11 protein-coding genes and 1 pseudogene are annotated in these 13,268 nt (G+C 70.9%); 11 read left to right on the top strand and 1 reads right to left on the bottom strand.

Annotation, left to right across the window (positions count from 1 at the left end):
* Nucleotides 1–8 precede the first annotated feature (8 nt).
* The 3 genes from Q5761_RS07215 (at nucleotide 9) to Q5761_RS07205 (ending at nucleotide 2,857) form a co-directional block, all read left to right on the top strand.
* Nucleotides 9–1,181, top strand: coding sequence for a GerAB/ArcD/ProY family transporter (locus tag Q5761_RS07215; RefSeq protein WP_318750040.1), 1,173 nt, complete (start codon nucleotides 9–11; stop codon nucleotides 1,179–1,181).
* Between the two features lie 5 nt (nucleotides 1,182–1,186).
* Nucleotides 1,187–2,458, top strand: coding sequence for a Ger(x)C family spore germination protein (locus Q5761_RS07210; protein ID WP_318750039.1), 1,272 nt, complete (start codon nucleotides 1,187–1,189; stop codon nucleotides 2,456–2,458).
* A gap of 159 nt (nucleotides 2,459–2,617) precedes the next feature.
* Nucleotides 2,618–2,857, top strand: coding sequence for a hypothetical protein (locus tag Q5761_RS07205; RefSeq protein ID WP_318750038.1), 240 nt, complete (start codon nucleotides 2,618–2,620; stop codon nucleotides 2,855–2,857).
* A gap of 313 nt (nucleotides 2,858–3,170) precedes the next feature.
* Here Q5761_RS07205 and Q5761_RS07200 read toward each other — a convergent pair whose 3' ends face one another.
* Nucleotides 3,171–3,800 carry a TetR/AcrR family transcriptional regulator gene (locus tag Q5761_RS07200; protein ID WP_135225644.1) on the bottom strand — a complete coding sequence of 210 codons (630 nt, stop codon included), beginning with the start codon at nucleotides 3,798–3,800 and terminating at the stop codon, nucleotides 3,171–3,173.
* A gap of 242 nt (nucleotides 3,801–4,042) precedes the next feature.
* On the opposite strand from Q5761_RS07200, the gene Q5761_RS07195 reads away from it, so the two are divergent.
* From Q5761_RS07195 to Q5761_RS07165, 8 genes and pseudogenes are all read left to right on the top strand, one after another.
* Nucleotides 4,043–4,888, top strand: coding sequence for a polysaccharide deacetylase family protein (locus Q5761_RS07195; RefSeq protein ID WP_135225643.1), 846 nt, complete (start codon nucleotides 4,043–4,045; stop codon nucleotides 4,886–4,888).
* A 459-nt stretch (nucleotides 4,889–5,347) separates the two neighbouring features.
* Complete coding sequence (locus Q5761_RS07190) at nucleotides 5,348–5,944, top strand: hypothetical protein (protein WP_318750037.1); 597 nt, start codon at nucleotides 5,348–5,350, stop codon at nucleotides 5,942–5,944.
* Between the two features lie 356 nt (nucleotides 5,945–6,300).
* A complete protein-coding gene (locus Q5761_RS07185; protein WP_318750036.1) occupies nucleotides 6,301–6,726 on the top strand; it encodes a hypothetical protein in 426 nt (141 codons plus the stop codon).
* An 87-nt stretch (nucleotides 6,727–6,813) separates the two neighbouring features.
* Nucleotides 6,814–7,304, top strand: a pseudogene (gene tnpA, locus Q5761_RS12395) (IS200/IS605 family transposase).
* 260 nt (nucleotides 7,305–7,564) lie between these two features.
* Nucleotides 7,565–10,396: an FtsX-like permease family protein gene (locus Q5761_RS07180; protein ID WP_318750035.1), complete on the top strand. Its 2,832-nt coding sequence runs from the start codon at nucleotides 7,565–7,567 to the stop codon at nucleotides 10,394–10,396.
* A 119-nt stretch (nucleotides 10,397–10,515) separates the two neighbouring features.
* Nucleotides 10,516–11,256, top strand: a complete 741-nt coding sequence (locus Q5761_RS07175; RefSeq protein ID WP_318750034.1) for an ABC transporter ATP-binding protein — start codon at nucleotides 10,516–10,518, stop codon at nucleotides 11,254–11,256.
* Nucleotides 11,257–11,436: 180 nt separating this feature from the next.
* Complete coding sequence (gene moaA / locus Q5761_RS07170; RefSeq protein WP_318750033.1) at nucleotides 11,437–12,519, top strand: GTP 3',8-cyclase MoaA; 1,083 nt, start codon at nucleotides 11,437–11,439, stop codon at nucleotides 12,517–12,519.
* 48 nt (nucleotides 12,520–12,567) lie between these two features.
* Complete coding sequence (locus tag Q5761_RS07165) at nucleotides 12,568–13,146, top strand: HD domain-containing protein (protein ID WP_318750032.1); 579 nt, start codon at nucleotides 12,568–12,570, stop codon at nucleotides 13,144–13,146.
* Nucleotides 13,147–13,268: the final 122 nt, after the last annotated feature.

Below are 13,268 nucleotides of genomic sequence, written 5' to 3'. Positions count from 1 at the left end.
AGGCGGCGATGCGCACGGATCAGGCCGTCACCGTACGCGGCGCCTTGACGGTGGTGGTCAACATCGTCATCGGCGTCGGCATCCTGACGCTCCCTCGCGAGGTGGCCGCCAAGGCGGGTCCCAACAGCGTCCTCGCCACGCTGCTGGGCGCCGTGCCCGTGGCCGTGGCGCTGGCCGCCCTCAACGCCCTGGCGCCGTGGATGCGGCGGCAGCGCCTGGAGCGTGGCCTCGAGGGGCTCATCGGGCGCGGCGCGACGCGCGTGCTGCTGGGCGGCTACTTCGTCTTCTACCTCGCGTTCGCGGCGGTGATCGCCCGGGCCTTCGCCGAGGTGGTCAACGCCAACGTGCTGCGCAATACCCCGGTGGAGGCCATCCTGCTGCCCATGCTGCTGGCCGCGGTGTACCTGGTCCATCACCGCACCGTCACCATCATGCGGGCCATCGAGCTGACCTTCCCCGTGCTCCTGGTGACCCTGGTGGTGCTGGCCCTGGCCACCATGGGGCGCGCCAACGTGATCTACGTCCGCCCCCAGCTGGGGCTGGGGCTGGGATCGGTGCTGGGAGGCATGGCCGACTCGCTCTTCGCCTACTCGGGGTACGGCATCTACCTGTTCCTCCTGCCGGAGCTGGAAGACCGGCCGCGCCGCCGCCTGCCCTGGCTGGCGGCGGGTACGGTGGGGCTGATCTACAGCATGGTGGTCTTCTCCGCGGTGGCCACCTTCGGCACCGTGGAGGTCCAGCGGATCACCTGGCCGACCATCGAACTGGTGAAGGTCACCCAGATCCCGGGGCGGGTGCTGGAGCGCCTCGAGTCGGCGTTCCTGGCGGTCTGGGTGACGGCGGTTTTCACCACCGTCGGGCCCGGCCTGTTCGCCGCGGCCAAGGCGCTCCAGGCACTCCTGGGGCTCGAGGAGCACCGCGCGCTGGCGCCCATGGCCCTGCCCGTCCTCTACGTGGTGGCGCTGCTGCCGCCCAACTTCGCCGCCGTGGCCCAGGTGCTGATGGTCCTCGGTTGGGCCAGCCTGGTCCTGGAGATCGCCGCGCCCCTGGTGTTGTGGACGGTGGCCGCCTTGCGCGGGTGGCGCCACCGATCCGCGCCGGCACCACGAACCCGGCCCGCCGTCCCGAACCTCCGCGGCGCCGCCCCCGTCCGGCCGGGTCCCGGCGGCCGCGGGGTGTGAAGGCCGTGGCCCGCCGACGGCCCCGGGGGCGGGCCGACGCGCCGCCCCGCCAGCCGGTACCGGTGGCGGCCCGGCGGACCGCGCCGGGTCCGGGCGGGCCTGGCGGGGGGAGGATCGTCGGTCGGCTGGCCGCCGCGTGGCTCGTCGCCGTCGCCCTGCTGGTGGGGGGCTGCTGGGACGCGCGGGATGTCGAGGATCGGGCCATCGTGCTCGGCGTCGGGCTCGATCGGGCGCCGGGCGGCCGCATCCTGCTCAGCCTCGAGGTGACCGTGCCCGGCGGCACCGCCGCCCGCCCCGGGATCAGCGGCAACCAACCCGGTCAGCGCGGGCCGGCGGCGGGGGAGACCAAGGTGGTGCTGACCGGCACCGGCGACACCGTCCACGAGGCCCTGGCCGCCATGCGCGACGGGGCCCGCTTCGACATCTTCCTGGGTCACGTGCGGGTGGTGCTGGTGGGGGAGGACCTGGCCCGTCAGGGTGTGCTCCAGCACCTGGAGATGTTGGTGCAGAACCCGGAGATCCGCCGGCTGATCCCGCTGGCGGTGGTGGAGGGGCGGGCCCACGACGTCCTCACGATGACCATGGCCCAGGACAGCACGGCCGCCTTCTACCTCAGCCAGATGATCGACGACCTGGTTCGCACCGGCCGCGCCCCCAACGTCGACCTCTCCCGGTTCCTCACCGACGTCTCCGAGCCGGGGATCGATCCCGTGGTGTCCGTGCTGGGGCGCGGGCGCGGCACGGAGGCCGGCATCGCGTTGCAGGGCCTCGGCGTGTTCCAGGACGACCGGATGCGGGCCGTGCTGCGGCCGCCCGACGCGTGGTACCTGATGTGGGCCATGGGCAGCCCGCGGCGCACGACGCTGTTCGTACCCATCCGCGAGGCGGTGGCCGGCGGCCTGATCCTGGACATCTTCCACGTGGACTCGCGCCTGCGCATCGCCGGGCCGGCAGGGGCCCGGCAGGCGACGTTGCGACTCCTCATCGAGGGTCGGGTGGCCGAGCACCGGGCCGGCGGGGTCGATCTCAGCGACCCGGCCACCATGCACCGCATCCAGACCCGGACCCAGCGGGACCTAGGCAGGCGGGTCGACGCGGTGGTCCGGCAGGCGCGCCGCCTGCGCGCCGACCCCCTCGGCGTCGGGCGCGCGCTGCGGGTGGCCGAGCCGTCCCTGTGGCGACGCCCGGAGCCCGTGCTCCGGCAGGCCGCGGAGGCGCTCCCGCTACGGGTCGAGGTGGTGGTCCGGGTCCGGCGGACGGGGCTGACCATCCGGTAGGCGGGCCGCCGAGGATAGCCGCCGGCCCGTGGGGACGAGCGGGACCAGCACCCCGCGGACCCCGGACCGGGCGCCGAGCCCCGGATCGGGTGACGCCCGGGGCGCTTCCGGCCTGGATGCTGGCCGCAGCGCCCCGGGTCGGCAGGAAGGGGTGGACCGGTGACGCCGTGGATGGCGACGATGGCGCTGGTGGCGGAGGTCGCCGAGCCGGTGACGGCCGCCATCTTCCTGGTCTGCGGCCTGTTCCTCCTGGAGGTGGAGGCCCGGTCCCCGGCGCTGGACCCGGGCTGCCGCCGCCTGGCCCGCGGGGTGGGATGGGCCTACGTGGGGGTGGCGGCGATCATCGCCGCGTTGCTGCTGCTGGGGATCGTGCCGTGGGGCGTCGCCCGCTCCGGGTAGGCGTCCGTCGCTGGGGGACGCCGCGGCGGCGCCCGTCAAGGGGCCGCCCCGGCGAGGGTCGGGGCGCCGGGCGGCCCCGCTCCACCGCCCGCCGGCGCCGCGTCGATCCGCAGAGCGGCCAGGGGGCGATGGACCCGCTCCCGGACGACCGTGAGGCCTTGACCCGAAGGCCGGTGCCGGCGCGGGGCGCCGGCACCGGCTCGCACGGCCGCGGGCCCGCCGGCTTACGGGCCCCGACCCTGCGCCTCCCAGGGCGCGGGCCCGGCGGCTTGAGGGTGCCGACCCGGCGCCTCGCGGGGCGCCGACCCGGCGGTCAGCGCGGCGGCGGCCAGGCCGCCCCCAGGCCGCGGAGGCAGAAGGCGACCAGGGGTTCGACGGCCTCCTCGAGCCGGGCCGGGACCTCCGCCTGCAGCCAGCTGATCACCACCTCGTACAGCGCCCCGATCAGCGCGCGGGCGCTCAGGTCCGCCCGCTGGGGGGGCAGCAGCCCCTCGGCGATGGCCTCGGCGATGTCCTCGGCCACCAGGTCCCACAGCTCCCGATGGATGCGGGCCAGCAGCTCGTCGAAGAGGGGGTGGGCCCCCGGCGCCCGGACCAGCGCGATGTGGGCCAGGTTGCGGTGGGCGCCGAACACCTGCAGGGCGGCGCGGATCGAGGCCGCCAGCTTGTCCAGCTTGGTGCGCTTGCCCGCCCGGGCCGCCACCACCTCCGCCAGGACGCGGCCGTAGAGCCGCTCGATCAGGGCGGCGCACGACTGCTCCTTGTTGGCGAAGTACAGGTAGAAGGTGCCCGTGGCGACCCCGGCTCGCTCGACGATGTCCTTGACGGTGGTCTGGTGGTAGCCGCGGGTGGCGAACTCCTCCGCGGCCGCCGTCAGCAGCTGCTCGTAGCGTTCCTGCAGGCGGGGGTCGTCGCGCCCCGCCAGCGGCGGTTGCCTCCCCATCGCCTCGCTCCCCGGCCAGCCGTCCTGCTCCCGCCCATTCCGTCGCACGGCTGCGGTGGCGCCATCCGCGCCGGTCCCGCCCGCGGCACCGGCGACGACCCCGACGCGATCGGCGCGGAGGCGGTTGGGCCGCAACGCGTTCATTCTAGCATGGCCCGGCGTGGCGGCACATAGGCATGAAGGGACGCCTCCCGGGGTGCCGCGACCGCCCCGGGAGCGAAGGCCCCGGAGGGGGAACCGCCGTGTATCGGGATGAACGCCGCTGGTTCGCCGGCGGCCTCCTGACCGGCCTGTTCGTCCTGATCCTGGCGCTTCGGGTGGCGGCTCCCACCCCCGCCGACGAGATGGTCTCCCCCGCGGGCCCCGCGCCGCTGGTGCCGCGCTTCGCCGTCACCGACCCGCGGGCGCCGGCCAAGAAGAAGCTGCCCATCTACAGCGTCGAGACCGACCGCAAGCGCATCGCCATCTCCTTCGACGCCACCTGGGGGGCCGACAAGACGCCGAAGCTGCTGGAGATCCTGCGCCGGCACCACGTCAAGACCACCTTCTTCCTGGTCAGCATGTGGATCCGCAAGTACCCCGAGGAGACCCGCATGATCGCCCGGGAGGGGCACGAGATCGGGCTGCACTCCGCGACCCATCCCGACTTCCGCACCCTCTCCGACGCCGAGATCCGGCGCGAGCTGGAGGACAACCTGCGCGCCGTGCGCGAGACCACGGGCTTCGAGGCCCGGCTGTTCCGTCCGCCCTTCGGCGCCTACGACGACCGGGTGATCACCGTGGTCGAGGCCATGGGGCTCATCCCCGTCCAGTGGGACGTGGACTCCCTCGACTGGATGGACGTCACGCCGCAGCAGATCGTCCACCGCGTGACGCGGCTGGTGCGGCCCGGATCCATCGTGCTCTTCCACAACAACGCGGAGTCGACGCCCGCCGCCCTGCCGGAGATCTTGCGCCGGCTGCAGGCCGAGGGGTACGAGATCGTCCCCGTCTCGCAGCTCCTGCACAAGGGGCCCTACTACATCGATCACACCGGGCGCCAGATCCCCACCGGCCCGCCGCGTCTGGCTCCTCGCCCCGGGCGATAGGGCTCCCCTCCCTCAGTGCTGCGGCGGGAGGCGTCCCCCGACGGCTGCCGAATGTGAAGAGTTACGAAATCTTGAATCCGAAGCGGCTCCGTCGAGACGACCCTTGGAGGGCCGAACCCGCGAAGCGGCCGGGGTTCTGGTATTCGAGGGAAGGGGGTGAATCGGGTAAGCCTGTTCGCGCGTCTCGGCTCGCTACTTGTGGGCGACGCCGTAGTGCCCAGCTACCCCATCTGTAGCAGCGTCCGACTGTGTGACCGTTGGTGTGACTCGTTGACACGGTATGGCTGCGTCCGGTACTGCATAGCCGTACTGGCGAGGTCTGCTGCGAAAAATGTGGTTATGGCTGTCTGTCGCGCTGCTAACCTCCTCGGAAGAAACGGAAAGCGGGGGCGGGGTTGATGGTCGTTCCCCGCCCTCGGTCTTTACACCATGGTCGGGCTGCTGTACGGGGCCGGGGCCATGGAGGCCTGGCGAACAGCGGCATGGGTGTGGCTGGTCCCGGTGGGGTTGGGGGCGCTAGCGGGGTTCCTCAGCGCCGTGGTGGAGCTGCGGTCCTGGGGCTGGCAGGCGCTGGCGGGGGTCGAGGCCCGGCAGGTGCTGTGGGGTGGGCGGGCCCTCCGCTGGACCTCGCTCGCCGTGGCCCTCGCGGCGTTCGGGACCATTCTGGTCCTGACCGTACCGAGAGCTTTTGCAGAGTGGAGACACCGCGCCGCCGCGGGCGCACTCACCGCGGATACCGCTCAACCTGAAGGGAAGGTCGTGCAGGACATCATCGCCCGGCTGGAGGCGCAGGCGGAAGCCGCATCGGAAGGAGATCTCGCAGGTTTTCTGGATACCGTCGATCCCGATGCGCCGGCGTACCGAATGGTCAAACGACACTGGTTCGAGGACTTGCAACTCTGGAAGCAGGCGCACCCACGGAGCCGGGTGAACATGGAGCCGCAGGACGTGACGTTGCTCGGGGAGCGCTCTGCGCTTGTCACGGTGCGTGTTAGGTGGTGGACCCCGAGGAACCGGGGGCCTCACAGGTTTATTTGGTCGGCACGGTCTGGGTGAAGCGGGACGACCGCTGGTATGAGCACGGGCTCAACCTGGAGGCCCTTGAGCATGCCGGAGTGGTGGTCTGGCACCACGAGCGGATCCCGCAGGAATCTGCCCAAGAGGCCGCGAGGGCTGCGGGGCGGGTCGCGACAAGGCTGAAACGGGAACTACAGCCGACCCCATCTCCTCCGCTGGTTCTGGAATGGCACGCGACACCGGACCACCTGCACCGGTTGCTAGGCCCTAACCTGGGAACCAAACGCGGCATCCCACCGTGGGTGGAGTATGGCGAGCCGTTGCGGGTCGCGGGAAACCACATTCCCTCAGAGGAGCTTCTGGCCTACCTACTGGGCCAGAAGGCTGCGATGGACATGAGCCACAACCACGCCTCCGAGTGGTTGCGGGAGGGAGTAGGGCGGTACGTGGCGGACCGGCTCACCGGCCGGGACCTGGCAGCTCTCGTTTCGAGCCTGCGGGAGGCGGGCGGACCGCTGCCGCTGCCCGATCTGCCCCGCTATCAGAACGGCCTAGACCTGCCGCCCGAGCAATGGAACCGGGTGGCGGACACGGCGGCGCTGCTGGTGGCCTACTTGGAAGAGGAGCAGGGGCGGGGGACGCTGGCCCGGGTGCTTGAGGCTCTGGCGCGGCAGCCGGCGGACCCGCGCATGACCGGCCCGGCGACCTTTGACGAGCGCAGCAGGGCCACCATCGAGGCCATCGAAGAGGTGACGGGGAAGTCTTGGGCTGAACTTGACCAAGCGTTCCACAGTTGGCTCTACCGTGACAAAGGTCACTAGGTATCACGCGTGAAGTCTGTCGTTTTTTGTCGAAAAGTTCTTGTCACCTTGTGGCAGGATTTCCCGTATTCGTGGTGAAGAGTTTTTCTGCCAAAGCTGAGGGCGCAAAACCGATGGAGATTCAAATCGAACCGCAATGTAGCGTATTCCTGCCAAAATCATGTCGTGTGGTGCCCGACGTACCGTTGGCGGGTTCTGGTTGATGGAGTCGATGATCGCCTGAAAGCCATCCTCCGCGAAGTGGCCGTGAACGACAGGATGACATTACCGCGATGGAAGTCATGCCAGATCATGTTAACCTCCCTGCCGAAGTGGATCCTCAGTTCGGAATTCATCGGCTGGTGCGGCTCATGAAGGAGCGGTCGTCGCGCATTTACCGATGGACGCGGTGGAAGGGAAGTCCAACCATGCCGGCATCCGTTGGCGGGACGGGGCGGTCGAGGGGAAGGGACTTGTCCTCCCCGCCATCATTGATCTGCGCGATCCCGGCGTGGCCCATGCCCTCGGTTGCCGGCTGCAGTTCGTCCGGCTGGTGCGCCGCAAGTTCGCCAACGGCGACCGGTTTTATGTCCAGTTGATCTGTGAGGGCCTTCCGTATGCCCCAACAGCGGATTGGCGAGGGAGTGGTTGGGCCGGATATGGGCCCGTCCACCGTCGCGGTGGTGGGCGAAGACGACGCCCTTCTCGAGCCGTTCTGCGAGGGCGTGGTGCGCCAACACCATGCGATCCGGCGGCATCAGCGGAAGATCGACCGTGCTGGGGCGCCGCGTTGGCAAGGTGGGGGTTGGGCGCGCCCCCACCTTTGCCCATTGATTGGTTAACGGTGATCGGGGGTTGAATGATGGCCTGGCGATTCTGGAGCGGGCGGCGGGACCGGCTGGCGCTGGCGATGATCGGGGCGCTGGTGTTGGGGGTGGGCCTCTCGGTCATCGCCCTGTTGTCCGGTTCCGTGATGGGGACCGTGGTCGAGGTGTACTCCGAGTCGGCCCGCGCTCCTTATGACATCCTGGTGTACGCGCCCCGAGCGAACGGTGAACCGCTGCCGGACCTCCTGCCCCCCAATGACCTCTTGAACCTCACACCGGGCATCGGTCCCGAACAGGTCGAAGCGATCCGGCACATTCCGGGCGTCGCGCTGGCGGCGCCCCTGGCGGTGGTGGGATTCATCGAGCTGGGGCCGGGCAAGTTCTTCCCCCGGTATGATCCGGAGGGGCCGGTATCGCCACCGCGCCGGTGGCCGCCGGGGGTCTACCGGGTGACGGAAACGGTCCGTTCCGACCGGGCTGGATTGAATGAGTCCTTTTCCCGGACGACGTGGGTGGCGGCGAGCGACAACGGCGTGCTGCCGGTGGGGGCTCCAGACGGGATCAGCGACTACTACGCCGCTGGGATTCCGCCGGATTGGGATTCGCTCCAGCCAGCGTACGCCGTGGCGCCCGCACCGGTCTTGCTGGTAGGGGTCGATCCCGGGGCGGAAGCGGCGTTGCTCGGCATGGACCAGGCGATCACGGAAGGTCGCTATTTTGCTCCTTCGGATGCGGTCCGCAGCGAAGACCGCCTGGCCATTCCGATCGAGGAAGTGAAGGAGACGAACCTGCGATTCGACGATCCGAATCTCCTGCAAGAGCTGGCCCAGTTGCGCAAGGTGCGGGTCGGTCAAGATTTCTACATCCCGGTTCTCGTCAATACCCGGGCCTTGGATGGCGTCCGGGCCGAATTCGTGGTCGAACGGATGGGCCCCGAGGGGCGACCGGTCGACGTCGCCTTCCGGGTGGTCCATGAGGGGCTCGACATCATCCGCGCGAGTCTGGGGGCGGGTTGGCAGGACGACGACATGACCTACTGGCGAGAGGGGTATGTCCGGTGGCGCGGTCTACTGGGCCGGACAACCTTGCTGCCCTACGACGATACCGTCAGCCCCTTTCCCTCCCGCTGGCCCCGGGCGGTCCGTCTGCGGAGCCTGGACGCCACACCATTAAGCGAGGCGTGGGATTCCTCAAGGATTGTCAACGCTTACTATGAACGGAACTATTTTTCCCTGCGGCAAGCCCGATTCATTGAGGTCGATCCCCGCATCACGGACACCCGCAAAGCCTCCTTCGGGCGCGTCTACCGCTCCTTTCAACTCCCGCACCGGTCGGCCGCAGCCATCTTCCCAGAGGTCGTCGGCTACTTCGACCCCCAGCGGCTGGCGGTCAGCAAAGACGCAAAGGGCCGGCCGCTGGAGACCTACCGCCCGGCCGAGGCGACCCTGGTGCTCGATCCCCAGGGGCGGCCGGTCAATCCCCCACAGACGGTCCAGGGCGGGCTCACCCCCACCGACTTTCTGACCTCCCCGCCGGTGTTTGTCACCACCCTGGAGGCGGCCCTGAAGATCGAGGGCGAGGACGCCATCAACGCCGTGCGGGTCAAGATCGAGGGCAGCGAGCAGATCTCCCCCGAGACCATCGCCCGGGCGCGGGACATCGCGCGGACGATCGAGGAGCAGACGGGCCTGGTGGCCCGGGTCACCATGGGAGCGGCCCCGGCCCGGGTGCTAATCGAGGTGCCGGAGTCCAACGGTCACCCGGCCCTGGGCTGGGTGGAAGACGTGTGGCTCGACCTGTCGGGTGCGGTGACGGCGGTGGAGCAGGCGGAGTTTGGCCACGGGGCCTTCGTGGTGGTGGCGCTGGTGGTGGGGTTGCTGTATGCGGTCGCCACGGCCCTGACGGGGGTCACCGCCCGGCGGCGGGAGCTGGGGGTGGCGGCAGCGGTGGGTTGGCCGGGGCGGGCGCTTGGGCGGCTGGCGGTGGGAGAACAGGCGCTGCTCGGTGGCGCGGTGGGGCTGATGGCGGCGCTGGCGGCGGCGATGGGGGGGCTGCCCGCGGGCGCGGTGGGCTTGATCCTGCTGGCGGGGCCGGTGCTGTACCTGCCGGCCATGGTGGCGGCGGGGTGGGCGGTGCGGGATGTGGCGCCCGGGGAGGCGTTGCGGTGGGGGGACGTGGCGCCGGGGCGGCGGGTGCTGCCGGGCAGTGGGATCGTGCCGCTGGCGGTGGCGAGCCTGTTCGGGCGGCCGGGGCGGACGCTCTTGACGGGGCTCGCCGTGGCCCTGCCGACGGGCCTGATCCTGCTCTTGAGTCACATCGCCCTGCACCTGCGGGGGGTGCTGTACACGACCATCACGGGCGAATACGCGGCGCTGAAGGTCGGGCCGATCCAGTACGCCATCGGGGTGGTGGCGCTGGCGGTGGCGGCGGTGACGGCCTTTGATCTGATCCGCCAGAACGCCATCGACCACCGGGCGGAGCGGGCGCTGCTGCACGCGCTGGGGTGGCCGCGGGGGTGGATCGGGCGGCTGATGGTGGCGGAGGGAGCGCTGCTGGGGCTTTTGGCGGGCGTGGCAGGCGACCTGCTGGGGATGGGCGTGGTCGGGCTATTGTATGGGACCGGCGGCCTGCAAGCCTGGCGGACGGCGCTGTGGGTGTGGCTGGTGCCGGTGGGGCTCGGGGCGCTGACGGGGTGGCTCAGTGCCCTGGTGGAACTGCGATCGTGGGGCTGGCAGGCGCTGGCGGGGGTGGAGGCCGGACAGGTGCTGCCGGACGGGCGGTGGTGGCGGTGGGCGTTTTGGGCCGGCGTGCTGGCGCTTCTGGGAGCCGCCGTGGCGCTGATCGCAGCAGGCGGCATCCGGTGATGCGGTGCGCACCGCGCGGCGTCGCCGGCAACCTCGCGACGGGAATCCGGGTCCGGGGACGGCGCAGGACCGGCTCCTCGCGACCGGTCGGAATCGGAATGGGGAAAGGAGCCGTCGATGTGAACGACCGAACGGGCTTGGCACCTGGGGTGGGCCGCGACGGGAACCCGCAGGGGCCCGCAGGCGAAAAGGCGCTGGTGGTGGAGGGGCTCACCAAGTCCTACCGCATCGGTGACACCCAGGTCGACGTCCTCAAGGGGGTGGACCTGGTCCTCGAGCGGGGGGAGAAGGTGGCCCTGGTGGGCCATTCCGGGTCGGGCAAGTCCACGCTCCTCTCCATCATCGCCGGGCTGCAGCCACCCGACGAGGGGCGGGTGAGCGCCGCCGGCGTCGACGTGACCGCGACGCGGCCTGCCGATCTGGCACGGTTCCGGTTCCAGCACGTCGGGTTCGTGTTCCAGCAATACCACCTGATCCCGACCCTGACCGCGCTCGAGAACGTCATGCTGCCCTGCGTGCCCTGGAAGGTGGACTACGATCCCCGGGAACGGGCCCGGGAGCTGCTCGAGCTGGTCGGGTTGGGCCACCGCTTGAACCACCTGCCCGCCCAACTCTCCGGCGGGGAACAGCAGCGGGTCTGCATCGCCCGGGCCCTGATCAACCACCCCACGCTGCTGTTGGCCGACGAGCCGACCGGGAACCTGGACGAGGATTCCGAACGCGACGTGATGCGCCTCATCCACGACCTGGCGGATCGCTTCGGCATGACCGTCCTGTTCGTCACTCATGACCTCGGCCTGGCCAGGGCCTTCCAGCGGGTGGTCCGCCTGAAGGGAGGGGTTGTCGTCCCGGAGGCGTGAACGCCCCCTCCGGTGGGACGCGACCGGTGCAGGTCGGACGGATCTTGGGTGGACGCGGAGCCGGCGGGAGCCGGTTGACAGGAACCGCCCCCATGGTCTCCGAATGGAAGGGACGGAGCGGTCGGGGGCCGGATCCCTCACCGGACGAACCCGGCCCCGTACCCGCCTGGGGGTGAGCCCATGACACTGGGGGGGCCTGAACCGGCCGCCGCGGCGGTGCGGACGGTGGTCAGCCGGGCGACGGACCCGGCGCCGCCGGGGATGCCCACCACCGGCCCGCTGGTCGACCGGTTCGGCCGGGTGGTGCGGAAGCTGCGCATCTCGCTGACGGACCGGTGCAACTTCCGCTGCGTGTACTGCATGCCGGAGGGCGACATCCCCTGGATCCCGAGCGAGGAGATCCTGACCTTCGACGAGATCCAGCGGGTCGTGCGCCTCTGCGCCGCCATGGGGGTGGAGAAGATCCGCCTGACGGGCGGCGAGCCGTTGCTGCGGCCCGGCGTCGAGGAGCTGGTCGCCCGCCTGGTGCGGATCCCGGGGATCCGGTCCGTCAGCATGACGACCAACGGGTTCCTCCTGCCCCAGAAGGCGGCGGCGCTCAAGGCGGCGGGCCTGAGCGGCATCAACATCAGCCTGGACTCCCTGGACCGGGACCGGTTTCGCCAGCTCACGCGGCGGGACGAGCTCGATCGCGTCCTGGAGGGCATCGCCGCGGCCGCCGCCGCGGGCCTCGAGCCGATCAAGATCAACGCGGTGGTGATGCGCGGGATCAACGACGGCGAGGTGGAGACCTTCCTGCGCTGGGCCCGGGAACAGCCCGTGGAGCTCACCGTGCGGTTCATCGAGTTCATGCCCCTGGACGGTTCCAACGTGTGGACCCGGGAGCTGGTCTACACCGCCGCCGAGATCCTCGAACAGGCGCAGCGCATCGCACCCGTGGAGCCGGTGAACAACGACCCCGCCGACCCCGCCCGCCTCTACCGCTTCGCCGACGGGCGGGGCACCTTCGGCATCATCGCCTCGGTGACCCAGCCCTTCTGCGCCAGTTGCGACCGCATCCGCCTGACGGCCGACGGCAAGATCCGCAACTGCCTGTTCGCCGTCGAGGAGTTCGACCTGCGCGAGCTGCTGCGCGGCGGGGCCGACGACGCGACCCTGGCGGCGGCCATCCGCCGGGCCGTCTGGGTCAAGTGGCGCGGGCATCTGATCGATCAGAAGGGGTTCGTCAAGCCCCCGCGGGCGATGTACGCCATCGGCGGCTAGCCCCCAACCCTCCTTCGCGCTATGCTGGTTGGCAATGGAGGGATGGCGATGGCCGAGTCGACGCAGCAGACCTTCGATCGGCAGGCTGCCTGGGAGCTCTTGACCGAGTACACCAAGTCCCCCCACCTGATCAAACACGCCCTGGGGGTGGAGGCGGCCATGCGCTACTACGCCCGCCTCTACGGCGAAGACGAGGAGAAGTGGGGCATCACCGGCCTGCTCCACGACCTGGACTACGACCGATACCCGTCCCTCGAGGACCACCCCTTCCGCGGTGCCGAGATCCTGCGCGAGCGGGGCTGGCCCGAGGAGATCATCCGGGCGATCCTGTCCCACGGCGACCACACCGGCGTGCCGCGCCAGACGCGCATGGAGAAGGCGCTGTACGCCGTGGACGAGCTGGTGGGCTTCGTCATCGCCTGCGCCCTGGTGCGCCCCAACGGGCTGGCCGACCTGACGGTCAAGTCGGTGAAGAAGAAGTTCAAGGACAAGGCCTTCGCCCGCGGTGTGAACCGCGAGGACGTGATCCGCGGCGCCGAGGACCTCGGCGTGCCGCTGGATCAGCACATCGCCAACGTCATCGAGGCGCTGCGGGGCATCGCCCCCCAGCTGGAGCTGGCCGGATGAGGGGAGCCGGCCCGCGGCCGGGCGGCGCCACGGCCGGCGCGGGCGGCGGGACGGAGGGGCTGGGGCGGTTCGGCGGTGCCGGCATGGGCGGGGAGCCCGAGGCGCCGGCCCGCAGCGCCAGC

The organism is Thermaerobacter composti, assembly GCF_033582035.1.
Classification (GTDB): Bacteria; Bacillota; Sulfobacillia; order Thermaerobacterales; family Thermaerobacteraceae; genus Thermaerobacter; species Thermaerobacter composti.
This window is presented reverse-complemented; position numbering and strand designations above follow the sequence as displayed.

Bases quoted from the DNA above. Each gene is read 5' to 3' on its own strand.
- Q5761_RS07215 (WP_318750040.1), top strand. From the start codon at position 9: ATGCGCACGGATCAGGCCGTCACCGTACGCGGCGCCTTGACGGTGGTG.
- Q5761_RS07200 (WP_135225644.1), bottom strand. From the start codon at position 3,800: ATGGGGAGGCAACCGCCGCTGGCGGGGCGCGACGACCCCCGCCTGCAG.
- Q5761_RS07190 (WP_318750037.1), top strand. From the start codon at position 5,348: ATGGAGGCCTGGCGAACAGCGGCATGGGTGTGGCTGGTCCCGGTGGGG.
- Q5761_RS07185 (WP_318750036.1), top strand. From the start codon at position 6,301: ATGAGCCACAACCACGCCTCCGAGTGGTTGCGGGAGGGAGTAGGGCGG.
- Q5761_RS07180 (WP_318750035.1), top strand. From the start codon at position 7,565: ATGATGGCCTGGCGATTCTGGAGCGGGCGGCGGGACCGGCTGGCGCTG.
- moaA (WP_318750033.1), top strand. From the start codon at position 11,437: ATGACACTGGGGGGGCCTGAACCGGCCGCCGCGGCGGTGCGGACGGTG.
- Q5761_RS07165 (WP_318750032.1), top strand. From the start codon at position 12,568: ATGGCCGAGTCGACGCAGCAGACCTTCGATCGGCAGGCTGCCTGGGAG.